17 protein-coding genes (1 of these 17 only partly in view) are annotated in these 17492 nt (G+C 62.2%); 10 read left to right on the top strand and 7 right to left on the bottom strand.

Features of this window, described 5'->3' with window-relative positions; genetic code table 11:
• Together AC30D9_RS06585 and AC30D9_RS06590 are read right to left on the bottom strand one after the other, a co-directional pair.
• Window positions 1-2702, bottom strand: the 5' end (the start) of a protein-coding gene (locus AC30D9_RS06585; protein WP_490143707.1) for a non-ribosomal peptide synthetase. The gene continues 9832 nt to the left of window position 1, outside the view; 2702 of the gene's 12534 nt are visible here — the first part of the coding sequence; its start codon is at window positions 2700-2702; its stop codon lies beyond the left edge, outside the window.
• Between the two features lie 298 nt (window positions 2703-3000).
• A complete protein-coding gene (locus AC30D9_RS06590; RefSeq protein ID WP_490143708.1) occupies window positions 3001-3735 on the bottom strand; it encodes a thioesterase II family protein in 735 nt (244 codons plus the stop codon).
• Window positions 3736-3880: 145 nt separating this feature from the next.
• Here AC30D9_RS06590 and tam point away from each other — a divergent pair, with 145 nt between their 5' ends.
• The 4 genes from tam (at window position 3881) to AC30D9_RS06610 (ending at window position 8770) form a co-directional block, all read left to right on the top strand.
• Window positions 3881-4651, top strand: coding sequence for a trans-aconitate 2-methyltransferase (tam, locus tag AC30D9_RS06595; protein WP_490143709.1), 771 nt, complete (start codon window positions 3881-3883; stop codon window positions 4649-4651).
• A gap of 91 nt (window positions 4652-4742) precedes the next feature.
• On the top strand, window positions 4743-5876 hold the full coding sequence (locus tag AC30D9_RS06600) for a cupin-like domain-containing protein (RefSeq protein WP_490143710.1): 1134 nt from the start codon (window positions 4743-4745) through the stop codon (window positions 5874-5876).
• A 277-nt stretch (window positions 5877-6153) separates the two neighbouring features.
• Window positions 6154-6954, top strand: coding sequence for an SDR family oxidoreductase (locus AC30D9_RS06605; protein ID WP_490143711.1), 801 nt, complete (start codon window positions 6154-6156; stop codon window positions 6952-6954).
• Window positions 6947-8770, top strand: coding sequence for a glycoside hydrolase family 15 protein (locus tag AC30D9_RS06610; protein WP_490143712.1), 1824 nt, complete (start codon window positions 6947-6949; stop codon window positions 8768-8770). The genes AC30D9_RS06605 and AC30D9_RS06610 overlap by 8 nt, the downstream gene beginning before the upstream one ends.
• Window positions 8771-8940: 170 nt before the next feature.
• Here the strand turns inward: AC30D9_RS06610 and AC30D9_RS06615 are convergent, their stop codons facing one another.
• On the bottom strand, window positions 8941-9306 hold the full coding sequence (locus AC30D9_RS06615) for a DUF6124 family protein (RefSeq protein ID WP_134925159.1): 366 nt from the start codon (window positions 9304-9306) through the stop codon (window positions 8941-8943).
• 580 nt (window positions 9307-9886) lie between these two features.
• Between AC30D9_RS06615 and AC30D9_RS06620 the strand changes: the two genes are divergently transcribed.
• Both AC30D9_RS06620 and AC30D9_RS06625 read left to right on the top strand, forming a co-directional pair.
• Entirely contained in the window at window positions 9887-10264 is a 378-nt protein-coding gene (locus AC30D9_RS06620) for a hypothetical protein (RefSeq protein ID WP_134925160.1), read from the top strand.
• 28 nt (window positions 10265-10292) lie between these two features.
• Window positions 10293-11195: an alpha/beta fold hydrolase gene (locus AC30D9_RS06625; protein ID WP_134925161.1), complete on the top strand. Its 903-nt coding sequence runs from the start codon at window positions 10293-10295 to the stop codon at window positions 11193-11195.
• On the opposite strand, the gene AC30D9_RS06630 is transcribed toward AC30D9_RS06625, so the two are convergent.
• Complete coding sequence (locus tag AC30D9_RS06630; RefSeq protein ID WP_307576477.1) at window positions 11164-12156, bottom strand: GlxA family transcriptional regulator; 993 nt, start codon at window positions 12154-12156, stop codon at window positions 11164-11166. The two genes, AC30D9_RS06625 and AC30D9_RS06630, sit on opposite strands and share 32 nt — an antisense overlap.
• 100 nt (window positions 12157-12256) lie before the next feature.
• Between AC30D9_RS06630 and inhA the strand changes: the two genes are divergently transcribed.
• Window positions 12257-12943 (top strand): isonitrile hydratase, encoded by a 687-nt coding sequence (gene inhA, locus AC30D9_RS06635; RefSeq protein WP_134925163.1) that lies wholly within the window; start codon window positions 12257-12259, stop codon window positions 12941-12943.
• Window positions 12944-13142: 199 nt separating this feature from the next.
• Here the strand turns inward: inhA and AC30D9_RS06640 are convergent, their stop codons facing one another.
• Window positions 13143-13400 (bottom strand): Atu4866 domain-containing protein, encoded by a 258-nt coding sequence (locus AC30D9_RS06640; RefSeq protein ID WP_134925164.1) that lies wholly within the window; start codon window positions 13398-13400, stop codon window positions 13143-13145.
• A 29-nt stretch (window positions 13401-13429) separates the two neighbouring features.
• Entirely contained in the window at window positions 13430-14167 is a 738-nt protein-coding gene (locus AC30D9_RS06645) for an SDR family oxidoreductase (RefSeq protein ID WP_109754538.1), read from the bottom strand.
• 202 nt (window positions 14168-14369) lie between these two features.
• Between AC30D9_RS06645 and AC30D9_RS06650 the strand changes: the two genes are divergently transcribed.
• Both AC30D9_RS06650 and AC30D9_RS06655 read left to right on the top strand, forming a co-directional pair.
• Window positions 14370-15317: an AraC family transcriptional regulator gene (locus AC30D9_RS06650; RefSeq protein ID WP_134925165.1), complete on the top strand. Its 948-nt coding sequence runs from the start codon at window positions 14370-14372 to the stop codon at window positions 15315-15317.
• A gap of 178 nt (window positions 15318-15495) precedes the next feature.
• Window positions 15496-15957 carry a hypothetical protein gene (locus AC30D9_RS06655; protein ID WP_490143713.1) on the top strand — a complete coding sequence of 154 codons (462 nt, stop codon included), beginning with the start codon at window positions 15496-15498 and terminating at the stop codon, window positions 15955-15957.
• Between the two features lie 462 nt (window positions 15958-16419).
• On the opposite strand, the gene AC30D9_RS06660 is transcribed toward AC30D9_RS06655, so the two are convergent.
• The gene (locus AC30D9_RS06660) at window positions 16420-16878 is read right to left on the bottom strand and encodes an SRPBCC family protein (RefSeq protein ID WP_134925167.1); all 459 of its coding nucleotides are present in this window, start codon (window positions 16876-16878) and stop codon (window positions 16420-16422) included.
• A 150-nt stretch (window positions 16879-17028) separates the two neighbouring features.
• Here AC30D9_RS06660 and AC30D9_RS06665 point away from each other — a divergent pair, with 150 nt between their 5' ends.
• On the top strand, window positions 17029-17430 hold the full coding sequence (locus AC30D9_RS06665; protein WP_490143714.1) for a lysozyme inhibitor LprI family protein: 402 nt from the start codon (window positions 17029-17031) through the stop codon (window positions 17428-17430).
• The last annotated feature ends 62 nt before the right edge of the window (window positions 17431-17492 follow it).

A 17492-nucleotide genomic window follows, 5' to 3' on the forward strand; every position in this document is an offset into this window, starting at 1 on the left:
TCGCCGGTGCGATACAGGCGCGCGCCGGTGGTGGAAAACGGATCAGGGATGAACCGTTCGGCGGTCAAGCCCGGGCGCTGGAAGTAACCGCGCGCCAGCAACTCGCCGCCAATCAGCAGCTCGCCGATCACCCCCACCGGGGTGGGCTCAAGGTGCGCATCCAGCAGATAGGTGTGCCGGCCTGGCAGCGGTTGACCAATGGGCAGGGTCAGCGGCAGTGGTCGGCGATTGAAGACATAGTCGCTGCAATCAAGGGTGGTGGCCGTGACCGTGGCTTCGGTCGGGCCGTAGGTGTTGAGCAGCTTGACCTGTTCAAGCCCGGCCCGGCGCCAGGCCTGCACGCCTTCGGGCGGCATCGCCTCGCCACCGCTGTGTACCTGGCGCAGCGCCGCGTAGTCACGCGGACCGACAGCGGCGAACTCCTTGGCGATCATGTTCCAGTAGACGGTGGTCAGGTCCATGACCGTGATGCCCTGCTCGACGATCTGGCGGTACAGGGTTTCGCTGTCCCACACTTCGTTGCCGCGCAGCAACACCGAGGCGCCGCAGGTCAGCGGGCCGAACAGTTGCTCGCCAAAGGCATCGAAGTTGAACGTGGCGAATTGCAGCACGCAATCGGCGCTGCTCAAGGCGTAATAGTGCTGCGAGGCGAACGCATGCTTGCTCAGCGCGCCGTGGCTGATACCCACGCCTTTCGGCCGCCCCGTCGAGCCGGAGGTGAACATCACGTAGGCCAGGTTCTCGGCCCAAACCTTGCGCTGCAGGTTGCCTGGCTCGGCACTCTCCCAGGACTCGGCCTGGTCCAGGCACAGGCAACGCACGCCCTCGGGTACGGGCAGGCGTTCAAGCCAATGGCTCTGGCTCAGGAGCAAACGGCTGGCGCTGTCTTCGATCATGAACCGCAGGCGCTCAGCCGGGTACTGAGGGTCCAGCGGCACGTACGCACCGCCGGCCTTGAGCACGGCAAGAATGGCGACCACCAGCTCCAGGCTCCGATCGACAGCGATGCCCACCAGCACGTCAGGACCGACACCCGCCGCCACCAACGTGCGCGCCAGGCGATTGGAGCGAGCGTTGAGCTGGTCATAGGTCAACCGTTGTCCATCGCAGATCAAGGCGATGGCATCTGGGCTGCGTTCAGCTTGCGCCTCGAACAGTTCATGCACCGGGCGCTCGCTCGGCCAGGTCGTATCGTGGCGCGCCCAATCGGAGATCAACTGCCGATGTTCGGTCGGCGCCAACAACGCCAGCTCACCGACGCGCTGCTGCGGGTCGTTGACGATGTTGCGCAACAGCAGCGTCCAGTGCCGGGCCATGCGCTCGATGGTTTCGGGATGGAACAAGTCACTGGCGTAGGTGAACGCCGCATGCAGGTGCCCGCCCTTTTCATAGGTATCCAGGCTCAAGTCGAACTGGGTGCTGCGGGACTCCCACTCGATGACGCCCAACTCCAGGCCGCTGCCGACTTTCAGCGTGGTGACGTCGGCCACTTCCGGCTGGTGGTTGTACATCACCTGGAACAGTGGGTTGTGGCTCAGGCTGCGCTCAAGTTTCATTGCCTCGACCAGCCGTTCGAAGGGCAGATCCTGGTGGGCCTGGGCGCCGAGGGCGGTTTCCTTGATATCCCGCAGCAGATCGCCGAGGCGAGCCTGGCCGTCCAGTTGCACGCGCAACACCTGGGTGTTGACGAAGAAGCCGATCAGCCCTTCGATCTCCCGGCGGTTGCGGTTGGCGATCGGCACGCCGACCCGCAGTTCGTCTTGTCCGGTGTAACGATGCAGCAGGATATTGAAGGTGCCCAGCAGCAGCATGAACAACGTGACCCCGTGCTGCCGGGCAACGCCGCGCAGTTGCTCGACCAGCGCGGCCTCCACCACATGTTCCAGGCGACGGCCGCGATAGCTCGGTAGCACCGGCCGCGGATAGTCGATTGGCAGCTCCAGCACCGGGTGCTCGTCACCCAGTTGCGCCTGCCAGTAATCGAGTTGACGCTGCAGCTCGCCGGCCTCCAGCCAGCGCCGCTGCCACAGGGCGTAGTCGCTGTACTGGATCGGCAAATCGGCCAGTTGCGGGGCAACGCCCGCTTCATGGGCGTCGTAGAAACGGATGAACTCGTCGATCAGCACGTTCATCGACCAGCCATCGGAGACGATGTGGTGCAAGGTCAGCAGCAGCACGTGTTCCTGCTCATCGAGCTTGAGCAGTTCGACCCGCAGCAAGGGGCCGCTGGACAGGTCGAAAGGCTGCATCGATTGCTCTTCGGCGGCCTGGCGCACCGCTTGCTCGCGTTCGACGGTTGGCAAGGCGCTGAAATCCTTGTGGCCGATCACCAGCGCAGTGCTGGAGGGCACTTGCAGCAGGCTGTCGTCGGCCTGGCGCTGGAACACCGTACGCAGGGTTTCATGGCGCGCGACCAGATCGGCGAAAGCCTGTTCCAACGCTGACAGGCTCAATGCCCCCTTGAGCCGCACCGCTCCCGGCAGGTTGTAGGCGCCACTGTCGGGCTCCAGTTGCCAGAGAAACCACATGCGCTGCTGGGCGTAAGACAAGGCCTGGCGATCCTCGGCCTCGACGCCCCGAGGGATGGGAAAACCGCTGAACTCCACGCCCTCCTTGGCCAACGCGGCCAGGAACATCCGGCGCTTGTCCAGGGGCAACCCGATAAACCGGCGAGCAAGTTTCAAGGCGTCTTCAGCATTCATTTCTGGGGTATCCGGAATCAGTGGGCACAAGGCACAAAGGCAAGTCGTCCCTATAAAACGAATGCAGACCGGAAAAATTAGCGTTTGAGAATAGATGTCAGGAAGAGCATCCAGACATTGAACAGACCACTCACATTGTGGCGAGGGGATTTATCCCCGTTGGGGCGCGAAGCGGCCCCAAAAACTGCCTACCCGGTGTATCAGGTTGACTGAGGTTGTCCTTGGGCGGGACTGCTTCGCAGTCCAGCGGGGATAAATCCCCTCGCCACAAGAGCCAGATTGTTGGGGAATCAGTGGATCAGGCGCTGATGGCCAACCCATGCCGCCGATGATGCACGCTCAACTGATCCTTGATCAGCCGCAGCACCTTGGCCTCGTGCTCATGGATAAAGAAGTGCCCACCCGCCAGCATGTCCACCGAGAAGCTGCCCGTGGTTTCCTGGCGCCAGCCGATCAGTTGCTCCGTGGTGGCCTTGTCGGCGGTGCCACCGAGTACGTGCACCGGGCAGTTGAGCGGTGGTCGCACTCGCGGCTGGAAACGTCCACACAGCAAAAAATCGGCCCGCAGGATCGGCAAGGTCAGGGCCATCAACTCTTCATTGGCCAGGATCTCCTCGCTCGTACCGTTGAGGGTGCGCAGTTGCTCGATCAGTTGTGCGTCGGTTTTCGGCTCGGCGAAACCGCGATCGTAGTCGGCTCGCATCGTCGGTGCCGCCGTGCCGGAGGCAAACAGCGCCACCGGCTCCGGGCCGCCGAGCTCACGCAAGGCGTGGGCGATTTCACAGGCCAGCAGTGCGCCCAGGCTGTGGCCGAACAAGGCATAAGGAGCCCGGAGCGATGGGAGCAGCTCCCGCGCCAGTTGCATCGCCAACGGGCCCACGTCGGTGTGCAGCGGCTCGTCGAAACGTGCCCCGCGCCCCGGCAGTTCCACCGGTTGCACCTGCAGCCATGCCGGCAACTTGCGCCGCCAGCGGCTGTACACCATCGCGCTGGCGCCGGAATAAGGCAGGCACAGCAGGGTCAGTTGGGTCACTGCGGTTTTCTCCGATCGGTCGTGTAGGGAAGATAACGAAATCGTAACCCACAGAATTAGTCAAAACCGTTACGTTCCCTCTATCTTCTTCACCCGGCCTTATACTGGCCGCACCTCGACTCACTGCGCCGCACAGGAGAACGCCATGGCCTGGTCCGCCAAGCAATACGTCACCTTCGAACAGGAACGCACCCGTCCGTCCCGGGACCTGCTCGCCGCCATTCCCCCCACCCAGGCCCGTTCGGTGATCGACCTGGGGTGCGGCCCGGGCAATTCCACCGAACTGTTGGTGGAACATTTCAGCGGTGCCACGGTGCGCGGCCTGGACAGTTCCAGCGACATGGTCGACGCCTCGCGTAAACGCTTGCCCGCCGTGGCGTTCGACACCGCCGACATCGGCCAATGGGATGAACCCGGCCCATTCGACGTGATCTTCGCCAACGCCGTGCTGCAATGGCTGCCCGATCACACCAGCCTGCTGCCCGCGCTGCTCGGCAAACTCGCCCCCGGCGGCAGCCTGGCGATCCAGATGCCCGACACCCTGCACCAGCCCTCCCACCGCCTGATGCGGGAAATCGCCGCCGATGGACCGTGGGCCAACCAATTGGCCGGGGCGGCTGATTCACGTACCGAAGTTGCGGATCCCAGCACGTATTACTCAATCCTCAAGCCCCACTGCAGCCGCGTCGATGTATGGCGCACCACCTACCATCACCCCCTGGCCGGCGGCGCCGCAGGCGTGGTGGAGTGGTTCAAGGGCAGCGCCTTGCGGCCCTTTCTCGAGCCGCTGGATGAGGCCCAACGCGAGCAGTTCCTGGCGCGCTATCTCCAGGCAATCGAACAGGCTTATCCGGCCCTGGACGATGGGACGGTGCTGCTGCCGTTTCCCCGGGTGTTCATGGTCGCGACGCGTTAGGGCGACGGTCGATGATGCAGTGACGGGGCCTAAATTTCTGATCCAGGCCCTCGTTACCTGCTAAGACCAAAAACCCGCAAGAGTGACCGCCGTGGACCTGCAAACCATCCTGGGCAAGCTGTTCGCCAATGCCGGCGCCGTTGGCATCGAAGGCGTTTTCCAATTCGTGTTCGGCCCGCACCAGGCGTACTGGTCCGAGGTCAAGGCCAGCAGCCGTACCCAGGCCGGTCGGCACACCAGTCCTGACGTCACCATTGAAGTGGCGGAAAAGGATTTCCTCGGGATCATGGCCGGCATGGCCAACGTTGAAGAACTGTTTGCCAGCGGTCGCCTGAAGATCGGCGGCAACATGGGCCTGGCGACGTTGCTGCCGCAGATCATCGACCATGCCCGGCATGGCGGTGGCGTGGCGGAAAAGGTCGACATGAACAAGCGCTACCCCACCCCACCACGCTTTAGCGAAACACTCACCGCCAGCCTGCCGGTCCAACGTAGCGTGGAGCGTCGGCCCCGCAGTGGGCTGTCGGTGCGGGAGTTCCAAGCGCGTTATTTGCCCCACGGTATTCCGCTGGTCATCAGCGATGCCTTGCAGGACTGGCCGTTGTTCAAGCTCAGCCGCGAAGAATCCCTGGTGCATTTTGCCGAACTGCAAGGCATCACCCGCCACGGCGACTACGTGAAGAAAACCTTCTCCACCGAGCGGGATTTCCGCTCCACATCCATGGCCGATTTCATCGCCTCCCTGGACAGTCCGGCGGTCAAGGGCAGCGATGGCGAACCACCGGCCTACATGGGCAACAACATCCTGCCGGTGCAGTTGATGGAGCAGATCGAGTACCCGCCCTACTTCGACCGCTCGCTGTTCATCCCGCCGCGCATCTGGATCGGCCCCAAGGGCACCCTCACGCCGCTGCACCGCGACGACACCGACAACCTGTTCGCCCAGGTCTGGGGCGAGAAAACCTTCACCCTCGCCGCCCCCCATCACCGCGAAGCCCTTGGCACCTGGTCCACGGCGCCCCAAGGCGGGCTGGACGGCTGTGATTTCAACCCCGACGCGCCGGACTACCAACGCTTCCCCCACGCCCGCGACGTGACCTTCATGCGCGTGACACTGGGGGCCGGGGACTTGCTGTTCTTGCCGGAAGGTTGGTTCCATCAGGTGGAGTCGGTGTCGACGTCGTTGTCGGTGAATTTCTGGGTGAATTCGGGGCGTGGGTGGTAACAGCCGGACACCGCTTTCGTGGCGAGGGATTTATCTGTGGCGAGGGGATTTATCCCCGCTGGGTTGCGCAGCAGCCCAAAAACCTGGCAACTGTGGCGTGTCAGGCGGTTCGAATGGGGCCGCTTCGCGCCCCAGCGGGGATAAATCCCCTCGCCACAGATTTTGTATTCGGCATGGGCGGTGTGGTTAGTGGATTGTGAAGACTGCTTCACCCAAATGAACTCTACGCACCTCACACCAGTCAGCAGGTAAGGCCCTCTTTTCAAGGTGCTAGACCATGCAGATATCCCTCGCCCGACAGGTTGCCCTGGTCACCGGCGCCAGTTCCGGCATTGGTGCAGGCGCGGCCAGGGCATTGGCCGCCGCCGGTGCCGCCGTCGTGCTCAATTACCACTCCAGCGCCGGCCCGGCCGAAGACCTGGCCCGTGAAATCAACGCCAACGGTGGCCGCGCCATCGCCGTCGGTGCCGATGTGTCGAAGGAGCAGGACGTCGAACGGCTGTTCGCCCAGACCCTCGAAGCCTTTGGCACATTGGACATCCTGGTGGCCAATTCCGGCCTGCAAAAAGACGCCGCCGCCGTCGACATGAGCCTGGAGGACTGGAACACCGTGATCGGTACCAACCTCACCGGCCAATTCCTCTGCGCCCGCGCCGCCCTGCGGATTTTCACCCGCCAGGGCATTCGCCAAGGCGTGTCCCGGGCCGCTGGCAAGATCATCCACATGAGTTCGGTGCACCAGCGCATTCCCTGGGCCGGCCACGTCAATTACGCGGCGTCCAAGGGCGGTGTCGATCTGTTGATGCAGAGCCTGGCCCAGGAAACCAGCCACCAGCGCATCCGCATCAACAGCATCGCCCCCGGCGCCATCCGCACGGCCATCAACCGCGAAGCCACCGAGGGCGAGCAGGAACAGAAATTGCTGGAACTGATTCCTTACGGTCGCGTCGGCGATGTGGAAGACGTCGCCAACGCCGTGGTCTGGCTGGCCTCGGACTTGTCCGATTATGTGGTGGGCACCACGCTGTTCATCGATGGCGGGATGAGCCTTTACCCGGGGTTTCGCGACAATGGCTGATCATGACGAACCGCAAAGCCCCATCGAGAACCACGGCATCATCGGCGACATGCGCACTGCTGCGCTGGTCAACGACCGCGGCAGTGTCGACTTTTTCTGCTGGCCGGAATTCGACAGCCCATCGATCTTCTGCTCGCTGCTGGACACCCCGGAGGCAGGCATCTTCCAACTCGCGCCAGACCTGTCGAACGCCCGCCGCCAGCAAATCTACCTGCCCGACACCAACGTGTTGCAAACCCGCTGGCTGAGCGACGACGCCGTGGTGGAGGTCACCGACCTGCTGCCCATCGGCGACAGCGAGGATGATCTGCCAGTGTTGATGCGCCGGGTGCGCATGACCATCGGCAGTGCGACGTTTCGCATGCGCTGCGCGGTGCGTCACGATTATGCCCGGGCCGCCACCACCGCACGCCAGGATGGTGCCCACATCTGTTTCGAGGCGCCGGGGCAACCGAGCCTGCGCTTGTGCGCCGATCAGCCCATGACGCTGGACGGCAATGCGGCGGTGGCCGAGTTCACCCTGGAACAGGGCCAGAGCGCCGAGTTCCTGCTGGGCGGCATCGACGACCCGCGGCTTCAGGATGACGTCAGCGCAATTTGCCTGGAACGCACCCTGGCCTTCTGGCGCGGCTGGATCGGCCAATCGAATTATCGCGGACGCTGGCGAGAAGTGGTCAACCGCTCCGCCCTGGCGCTGAAACTGCTGACCTCGCGCAAACACGGCGCGATCCTCGCCGCCGCCACCTTCGGCCTGCCGGAAACCCGTGGCGGCGAACGCAACTGGGATTACCGCTACACCTGGATCCGCGACGCCTCGTTCACGGTCTACGCGTTCATGCGCCTGGGCTTCGTCGAAGAAGCCAACGCCTACATGCGCTGGCTGCGCGAGCGGGTCAGCGACTGCTGTGACCAGCCGATCAAACTCAATATCCTCTACGGCCTGGACGGTCGGCTGGAGCTGCCGGAAACCGAGCTGCCGCACCTGAGCGGCTTCGGCAACGCACGACCGGTGCGCATCGGCAACCTGGCCTACCAACAGGTGCAGTTGGACATCTTCGGCGAGCTGATGGACGCCGTGTACCTGGTCAACAAATACGGCGAAGCCATCTCCCATCAAGGCTGGAAACACACCGTCGACGTGGTCGACCAAGTGTGCAAGGTCTGGCAGGACAAGGATGTGGGTATCTGGGAAATGCGCGGCGACAAACAGCATTTTCTGCATTCACGGCTGATGTGCTGGGTCGCCGTCGATCGCGCCATCCGCCTGGCTGAAAAACGCTCCCTGCCCGCCCCGTTCGCCCGCTGGGACGAAACCCGCCAGGCCATCTACCAGGACATCTGGACCAATTTCTGGAGCGAGGAACACCAGCATTTCGTCCAGCGCCTGGGCAGCACCGCCCTGGACGGCTCGATGCTGTTGATGCCTCTGGTGCGCTTCGTCAGCGCCCGCGATCCGCGTTGGCTCTCGACGCTCGACGCCATTGAAAAAAGCCTGGTGCGCGACGGCATGGTCTATCGCTACCGCAACGACGACAGCCCCATCGACGGCCTCAGCGGCATCGAAGGCTCATTCGCGGCCTGCTCGTTCTGGTACGTCGAATGCCTGGCCCGCGCCGGCCGCGTGGAGAAAGCCCAGCTGGAGTTCGAACAACTGCTGCGCTACGCCAGCCCGCTGGGGCTGTACGCCGAAGAGTTCGACAGCCACGGCTACCACTTGGGCAACACGCCGCAGGCCCTGACTCACCTGGCGTTGATCAGCGCGGCGAGCTTCCTGGACCGCAAGTTGAGCGGGGAGAAGAATCATTGGCAGCCGTGAGCGAGATCGGTACCACTTTCGAGTGAACACACTGCGGCGAGGGGATTTATCCCCGCTGGGGCGCGAAGCGGCCCCCATTCAATCTACCTGACACGCCACTGTATCGGGTTTTGGGGCTGCTTCGCAGCCCAGCGGGGATAAATCCCCTCGCCACAAAAGCATTGCGCCAGCTAGCGTGTCGACTCGGCCAGCTCGATGTCATCCAACGCGCGGTTGGCCAGCAACCTGGCCAGCTCGATCAACTGCTGGATCCCCAGCGCAACATGCCGCCGGGAACCTTCCAACTCGAACCCCAGGTCACTGACCAGCGCATCGGCCGAGGCCAGGGTTTCGCTGAGGGTGGTCAGCACTGATTCGGTGTTGAGGCCGGGGACCACGGTGAAAACCTGGCCGTCCTGGGTGTCGGGTTTGGGCGGGGTGGGCGACAAGTGGATGTTCAACGCCCGGTCGGCGGCTTCGCGGAGTTTTTTTGTGTCGAGGGTGGTGTAGGCAGAGAGGTCTTCGGCGCGTGGCGGGTTGGGGGTGATCTTGACCATAGTGAAACTCCTGACTTGAAGTTGAGCTCACCCACCTCGTGACCAAACGAGGGTGGTGGGCTATACGCAGGTTGGTCAACCGGGAAGTCAGGCACCCGGCGCACTCGAAAGTGCCCCGCGCACAGCCCACCGCAAAGCATACCGACAAGCACACAAAAAAGCGCCGACATGCTGAGGTTGGCGCGTGTGCGCCTGACATTGGACGGGTGACCAAACCCGGTCGCTGATTTTGCAGCGACGAGCAAAGCCTATCCCTGCCCTTTCCTAACCGGCAACCGCCGCGACTCGTCAGAAAATTCCGGTTCACCTATTTTTTTGTAGGAACACCGCACCACTGTGGCGAGGGGATTTATCCCCGCTGGGCTGCGAAGCGGCCCCTGTAACCAGCGCTTCGGTGCATCAGGCAGATTGAGTTGACTGTTTAAGGGGCAGCTGCGCAGCCCAGCGGGGATAAATCCCCTCGCCACAAAAACCAGTTACGCCCCCTTTCGAGTTGCCAGCCCCACAACCCTCTCCTAAGATCGATGCACTCACGGGTGCAGCGGAGCTGCCCGATAAAAACCCGACTCAAGGATCTGACATGACTCATATCAAACGCCCCATCACCACCCCACCCCGAACAGGCCTGACCCGCGAAGAGCTCTGGGAAGGCCAGGACCGGGGCCTGATCAAATGCTGGGAAATCGGCCGCGATCGCGCGGTGAGGTTTCCCGAGCTGGCGCAACGCTGCCTGGCCGGTGAGTTGCCGGTGCTAGGCTGGAAAGGTGGCGTGAGCCGCAGCCTGAAAAAAAGCGAAAAATTCGGCTGCCTCAAATACCTTGCCCAATGGCAGGGCCTGCGCGGTGAAGACCTGGACATCGACCTGACTCAGGAACGCACCCTGACCTGCGCCAACACGAAGATGATCGTGACCTTCACGCCGGATCGGGCCAAATACGTCAATCAGGAGCCTGCCTGACTGCAACCGCGCTATACCGGAGGCCAACATGAACTTGAATCCCAAGGTCAACTTCGCAGTGACGCCGCTGTTGCGCATCGCTTACGAAGAACATGGCCCCGCCAGCGGCGAGCCGATCATCTTGCTGCACGGTTTCCCTTACGACCCGAGGGCCTTCGACGAAGTAGCGCCCGTCTTGGCCGAGCGCGGCTACCGGGTCATCGTGCCCTACCTGCGCGGCTACGGCCCGACCCGGTTCAACAACCCGGCCATCCTGCGCTCAGGCCAGCAAGCGGCCCTGGCCCAGGACCTGTTGGATTTGATGCACGCACTCTCCATCCCCCAAGCGGCACTGTGCGGCTACGACTGGGGTGGGCGGGCGGCGTGTATCGTCGCGGCGCTGTGGCCCGAGCGCGTGCGCTGCCTGGTGACCGGCGACGGCTACAATCTGCAGGACATTCCCCGCTCCACCCAGCCACTGCCCCCGGAAACCGAACATCGGTTGTGGTACCAGTACTACTTCCACACGGCCCGGGGTGTCGAAGGCCTGACGCAAAACCGCCGTGAATTGTGTGAATTGCTCTGGCGCCTGTGGTCTCCCACCTGGAAGCGCGGCGCCGAACTGTATCCCCTCAGCGCCCCGTCGTTCGACAACCCGGACTTCGTCGATGTGGTGATCCATTCCTACCGCCATCGCTTCATGTACGCACCGGGCGACCCGACGCTGGAGTGGATGGAGGAGCAACTGGCAGCACAGCCAGCCATCAGCGTGCCGAGCATTTCCTTGTGCGGGGCCGACGATGGCGTGGGGCCCGCGCCGGAACACGATGAAGACGCCGAGCATTTCAGCGGTTTTTATGAGCGCCGCGTGCTGGCCGGCGTGGGCCATAACATTCCCCAGGAGGCCCCTGAGGCCACGCTCAAGGCATTGCTGGATCTGCTTGAGGGCTGACGGCGAAGCGCTCGCGATAGGCCTGGGGCGTTACGCCCATGGCCCGCAGGAAACTGCGGCGCAAGGTTTCTTCGCTACCGAAGCCACATTGCACCGCCACCCGTTTGATCGATACGGCGGTATCGGACAACAGACGGCGAGCGGTTTCCACGCGAATCAACTCCACCGCCCGCGCCGGGGTCTGGCCGGTGTCGGCGCGGTAGTGCCGGACAAAACTGCGCTCGCTCATGCCCACCTCGGCGGCCAGGCTCGACAGGCCCAGGTCACGGGTGAGGTTTTCGGCGATCCAGGCATGCAGGTCATCGAACCGACTGCCCTGTTTTTGCAGCGACAACGTCACGCTGAACTGCGATTGACCACCAGGACGCTTGAGGAACACCACCAGATGCCGGGCGACTTCCAGGGCCACCGCGCGACCCAGATCTTCCTCCACCAGTGCCAGGGCCAGGTCGATGCCAGCCGTGACCCCCGCCGAGGTCCACACAGGACCGTCGTTGATGAAAATCGGGTTGGGTTCGACCCGCAGTTGCGGATGTTGCTCGGCCAGTTGTTCGCAGCGGGTCCAGTGCGTCACCACGCGTCGTCCGTCCAGCCAACCGCTGGCGGCCAGCAGGAACGCCCCGGTGCACACCGACGCCACTCGCCGCGAACGCAAGCCGTGATCCTTGACCCAGGCCACCAACGCCGGGTCCTTCGCCGCCTCGTACACGCCCCAGCCACCAGCGATCAATAGCGTATCGCTGCCTTCGCTCGGCAGCGGCTCGGCCAGCAGCGCCAACCCCGCCGAGGACGTCACCGCCCCGCCACCCACGGCGATGACCGTCGGCGCGTAGGGCAACGGCAGGCCTTGCTGGCGGGCCAGGTCGTTGGCCGAAGCAAAGACCTGCAAGGGTCCGGTGACATCCAGCACTTGCACGTTGGCGAAGGCCAGGACATGCACGGTTTTCGGCGAGTTGGGCATATTGGCGTGATTCGTGGGTTTATTGGCGTATACGCCAGAGCCTACGGATCTAAAGTAGAACCGTCCACCCCTCGGGCAATCATCCACAGGAGAACGTGACATGACGCTGCAGATCGGTTTGCTGTTATTCCCCCAGGTCCAACAGTTGGACCTGACCGGCCCTTACGACGTACTGGCCTCGTTGCCAGACGTGAAGGTCCACCTGATCTGGAAGGACCTGGCCCCGGTCACCGCCAGCACCGGGCTGGTGTTGTTGCCCACCACTACGTTCGAGAACTGCCCGAAGCTCGACGTGATCTGCGTCCCCGGCGGCACCGGTGTCGGCCCTCTGATGGAAGACGAGCAGACGCTGGCCTTCATCAAGCGGCAGGCCGCCGAGGCGAAATACATCACCTCGGTGTGCACCGGCTCGCTGGTGCTCGGTGCGGCGGGCCTGTTGCAGGGCAAGCGCGCCACCACCCATTGGGCCTATCACAGCCTGCTGCAAACCCTGGGCGCGACGCCGGTCAAGGATCGCGTGGTCCGCGATGGCAACCTGTTCACTGGTGGCGGCATTACCGCCGGGATCGATTTTGCCTTGACCCTGGCGGCCGAACTGTTCGACCAGGACACCGCCGAACTGGTCCAACTGCAACTCGAATATGCCCCTGCCCCGCCGTTCAACGCCGGCAGCCCGGACACTGCGCCGACGCGCGTCCTGGAGGAAGCGCACCGGCGTACCGCAGAGTCGTTCCGGGTGCGCTCGCAGATCGCCCAGCGTGCTGCGGCGCGGTTGGAACGGGTGTAACGATGGACCTCAGCCAGGCATAAACTGCTAACTGGAGACAGGATTAAACCTGTGGCGAGGGGATTTATCCCTGCGGGGCTGCGAAGTAGCCCCAAAACCTGACGCAGTGGTGTGTCAAGCAGCTCGAATGGGGGGCGCTTCGCGCCCCAGCGGGGATAAATCCCCTCGCCACAACGGTCAGGTGCCAACCTTGGGTTCATCACTCACCTTGGCGATACAACACCATCCCCGCGTGATACAGCACGCCCTCACGAAAATCCCCATCGGCGGTGAAGCCGGTATCGTCGTGGTATTCGATATGGTCGTCCTGCAGCCAGTAATCGCCCTGGTAGGCGCTTTCACGCAAACCTCGCGCTTCGTCATAACGCCCTCCCGGCAGCAGCCGATGGCGAATCACGCCATCAGCCGTCACCCACAGGCCGACAAATTTGTCCTGGTCTCCAAAGGCCTTTCTCATGGGATATCTCCTGTTGGGTAAACCTGGGTTCAGAACGGGCTGGCGGTAGGCCGCACGATCAGTTCGCTGACGTCCACGTCCGCCGGTTGTTCGATGGCGTAAGCGATTGCCCGGGCGATGGCTTCGGCCGGAATGGAGATCTTGCGGAACTCACGCATTTCGGCACGTCCACCTTCATCGGAAATGCTCTCGGCCAGTTCCGATTCGGTCACGCCAGGGGAAATCACCGTCACGCGCACATCCCCCCCGACTTCCTGGCGCAAGCCTTCGGAAATCGCCCGCACGGCAAACTTGGTGGCGCAATACACCGCGGCGGTCGGGCTGACGGCATAGGCACCAATGGACGCGATGTTGATAAACTGGCCGCTGCGCTGGCGCTGCATCAGCGGCAAGCCGGCAGCGATGCCGTGAAGCACGCCACGGATGTTGACGTCGATCATGCGGTCCCACTCCTCGACTTTCAGAGCTTCGAGCTTGGAGAGCGGCATGACCCCGGCGTTGTTGATGATCACATCGACCCGGCCGAACCGCTCGACAGCAAAGTCGATCAGGTTCTGGACATCGTCGCGACGGGTCACGTCCACGGCCTTGCAGACCGCTTGCTGGCCGGCGGTTTCGAGTTCGTGTACCAGTGTTTGCAAACGATCGATGCGCCGGGCGCCAAGCACGACACGAGCACCGCGAGCCGCGAGCAGCCGCGCCGCTGCTTCACCGATCCCGCTGCTGGCACCCGTGATGACCACTACTTTGTTTTGAATATCGGACATGATGGTTTCCTCGTCTGGATGTGTTAGCCCCCGGAGGGAGCGTTTTGACAGCTCCAGATTAGGGAACCGACCCAGGCGCGGGTTAGCCGGATCCTCCTGCGCACTTGCACGATCCTGTAGCGATAAAACCGACTCTGGCCGACAGCCGCGCAATCGGTTTTACTAGCGCGGTCCACTTATTTGGCCAGGGAGGTTGATTGGTATGTCGGTATCCACGTCCATCCACATTGCGCCAGACGATGGCGTCAGCCAGCGCCGCGCCGAACTGGCGAGCCTGATGAAGCGCTTTGCGCCGGAGTTCGGCGTCCACCCCACGGCCATCGAGGCCTTGCACCTGATCCGTAGCGACCAGCCGACCGAGGCCTTGCACACCGTGCACAAGCCTGGTTTGTGCGTGATTATCGAGGGGCGCAAGGAAGTGCGGCTGGCGGACGAATGCTACGTGTATGACCCGCTCAATTACCTCGTCGTCTCGGTGACCCTGCCGTTGGCCGGCCAGGTGATTGAAGCCAGCCCTGAGCGCCCCTACTTATGCATCCGTCTTGATATCGACCCGGCGCAGATCTGCCGACTGATTGCCGACGCCAGCCCTATCGGCGTACCGGCCGAAAGAACCAGACGCGGGTTATTCCTGGACCGTATCGATGCGCCATTACTCGACGCGGTGTTGCGCTTGCTGCGGCTGCTGGACAGCCCGGACGATATCGCCACCCTCGCGCCGTTGGCTCAACAGGAGATTTTCTACCGCCTGCTGCGTGGCGCCCAAGGCCAGCGCTTGCATGAAATCGCCATTCCCGATACCCAGACCCATCGCATCAGCCGAGCCATCGAGTGGCTCAATACCCATTATGCCGAGCCGCTGAGCATCGACAGCCTGGCACAAATGATCAATCTCAGCCCTTCGGCACTGCATCACCGCTTCAAAGCCGTAACCGCCATGAGCCCGCTGCAATACCAGAAACAGCTGCGCTTGCAGGAAGCCCGACGGTTGCTGTTGGCAGAGAACAGCGACGTTTCGTCAATCGGCTACAAGATGGGGTATGAAAGCCCTTCGCAGTTCAGCCGCGAATACAGCCGTCTATTTGGCGCTTCTCCGAGCAAGGACATCGCGCGTTTGCGTGCCCAGGCGCTGCAAGCCAGTAGCGCCTGATCCCCCACACAAACAGGATCAGGCAAAACCAGGACAGTATCCGTCTAACGACCAATCCCGCCTCGCCCCTAATCTGAACCCATGCAGCAAGACAACCGTCGCCGCTGCAACGGGTTCAGCAGATCGCGATATCTGAACGACCCGGCACTCACCCCTTGATATGACCGGAGTCTTTACCATGAAAACGTTCAACACTTTGATCGCCGTTACCACCTTCGCCCTGAGCATCAGTGCGTTTGCCTTGCCCAGCCAGCAGCAAGACCGTTTCTTTACCCAAGTTAGCGACTACCAGTTGCCTGTGGCCGCCGATGGTGCCGATCGGACGCCTGGGGGGCAGACCTTGGCGGCCGATGGTGCTGACCGTACACCTGGCGGTCAAACCTTGGCGGCCGATGGTGCTGACCGTACACCTGGCGGTCAGACCTTGGCGGCCGATGGTGCAGACCGTACGCCTGGCGGGCAGACCTTGGCGGCCGATGGTGCTGACCGTACACCTGGCGGTCAAACCTTGGCGGCCGATGGTGCAGACCGCACGCCTGGCGGCCAAACCTTGGCGGCCGATGGCGCGGACCGCACGCCTGGCGGCCAAACCTTGGCGGCCGATGGTTCCGACCGCACCATGGCCCGGCGCCTGGCATGATCAGCTCACTTTTTCACAGACGAAAAAAAACCCGCCTAGGCGGGTTTTTTGAGGACCAATTTGACTTCCTGTCCGGCATTCCATGCCTGGTCCAATCATCCATGACCCTGAGCACTCCCTGTACCCAGTGGATGAACATAGATTAGGTTCATCCGAGTTTCGGAAAAAGACGAGAAAGCAGCAACGGCGTGTAAGCGTTTCGCTATAGGAGACTTTCAGGCTTTTTATGGGCGAAAAAAAACCCGCCGAAGCGGGTTTTTCCAAGACCATTACGACTCCCTGTCGATAGCTTTCCTTGCAAGGTCGATCGTCCCTGATCCTGAGCACTTCCTGTGCTTCAGTGGATGAGTCCAGATTACGCCTCGGATCCAAAATGAAATAGACGACATAGCTACCATCTCGTGTAAGACATTCGCTATACAACCCCCTCCGAAAACCCTTAGCCCTGTCAGCAGGCCAGGATCAAGACTTGCTCAGGAAGGTTTCAATGTTGGCCATCTGCTCGTCCCAGCCACGGCTGTCCATGCGAAAAGCCTTGAGCCGGCGGGCCTCGGGAATATTGTTGAAACCCGACTCCACGACTTTGAGCAAAGTACCGCCATCCATGTCCTCGAGTTCGAATTGCACCCGGGTTTCAGATTCCTGGGAATAATCCACCTGTGGCTCAACAGCGTAAGGATGCCAGCGAAACGAGAACACCCGCTCGGGCTCCACTCGCTCCACCGCTACGTCCCAGATGAGGTGTTCGTAACCTGGGTAAGTGATTTGCCCCTGGGTACGCTCACCTGCCACAAACCGTTTCCCCTCAAGGGCGACACCGAACCATTGGCCGAAGGCTTCGGCATTGGCCAGGGCTCGCCACACTTGAGAGCGCGGAGCCTTGAGCAGGATCTTTCTTTCAATGCGATCGGATGAATGCATGAGTCACCTCCTGTGTTTCAACAGTAGGCTTGTAAGACCACGAGGCCAACCGGAAAGTTGTATCAGACTCTTGTTTAGCACTCGCTGCCGTTAAAACTGCATAGGCGATGTAAACTCCCACGGCGTTTACCCCTCAAGGAGAGACCGAATATGTCCCCACGCTTGCTTATGAGCCTGATGCCGCTGCTTTTCTTCACTGTTGCCCAGGCCGACGACTGCGCCAACGCCGCCACCCAAGGCGAAATGAACCAATGCGCTGCCAAAGAGAATAAGGCCGCTGACAACGAGCTGAACAGCTTGTACAAGCAGATCACAGCACGCTTGAAGGACAATCCCGAGGCCAAGCAAATGCTGGTCAAGGCCCAGCGTGCCTGGATAGGCTTCCGTGACGCCGAATGCAATTTTTCCGCCTCTGGGGTTGAGGGCGGCAGCGTCTATCCGCTGATCTACAGCAATTGCATCACAGCCCAGACCAAAGCCCGGGTCGAGGCATTCAAGACCTATCTCAAGTGCAAGGAAGGGGATTTGAGCTGTCCAGTACCCGAGGCTTAAGGGCCAGGATGTAAAAAAGGATACCCCCGCAGGTATCCTTTTTTTGGCCAAGCTTTCTGGCA

It is taken from the genome of Pseudomonas sp. DF11 (genome assembly GCF_058148565.1).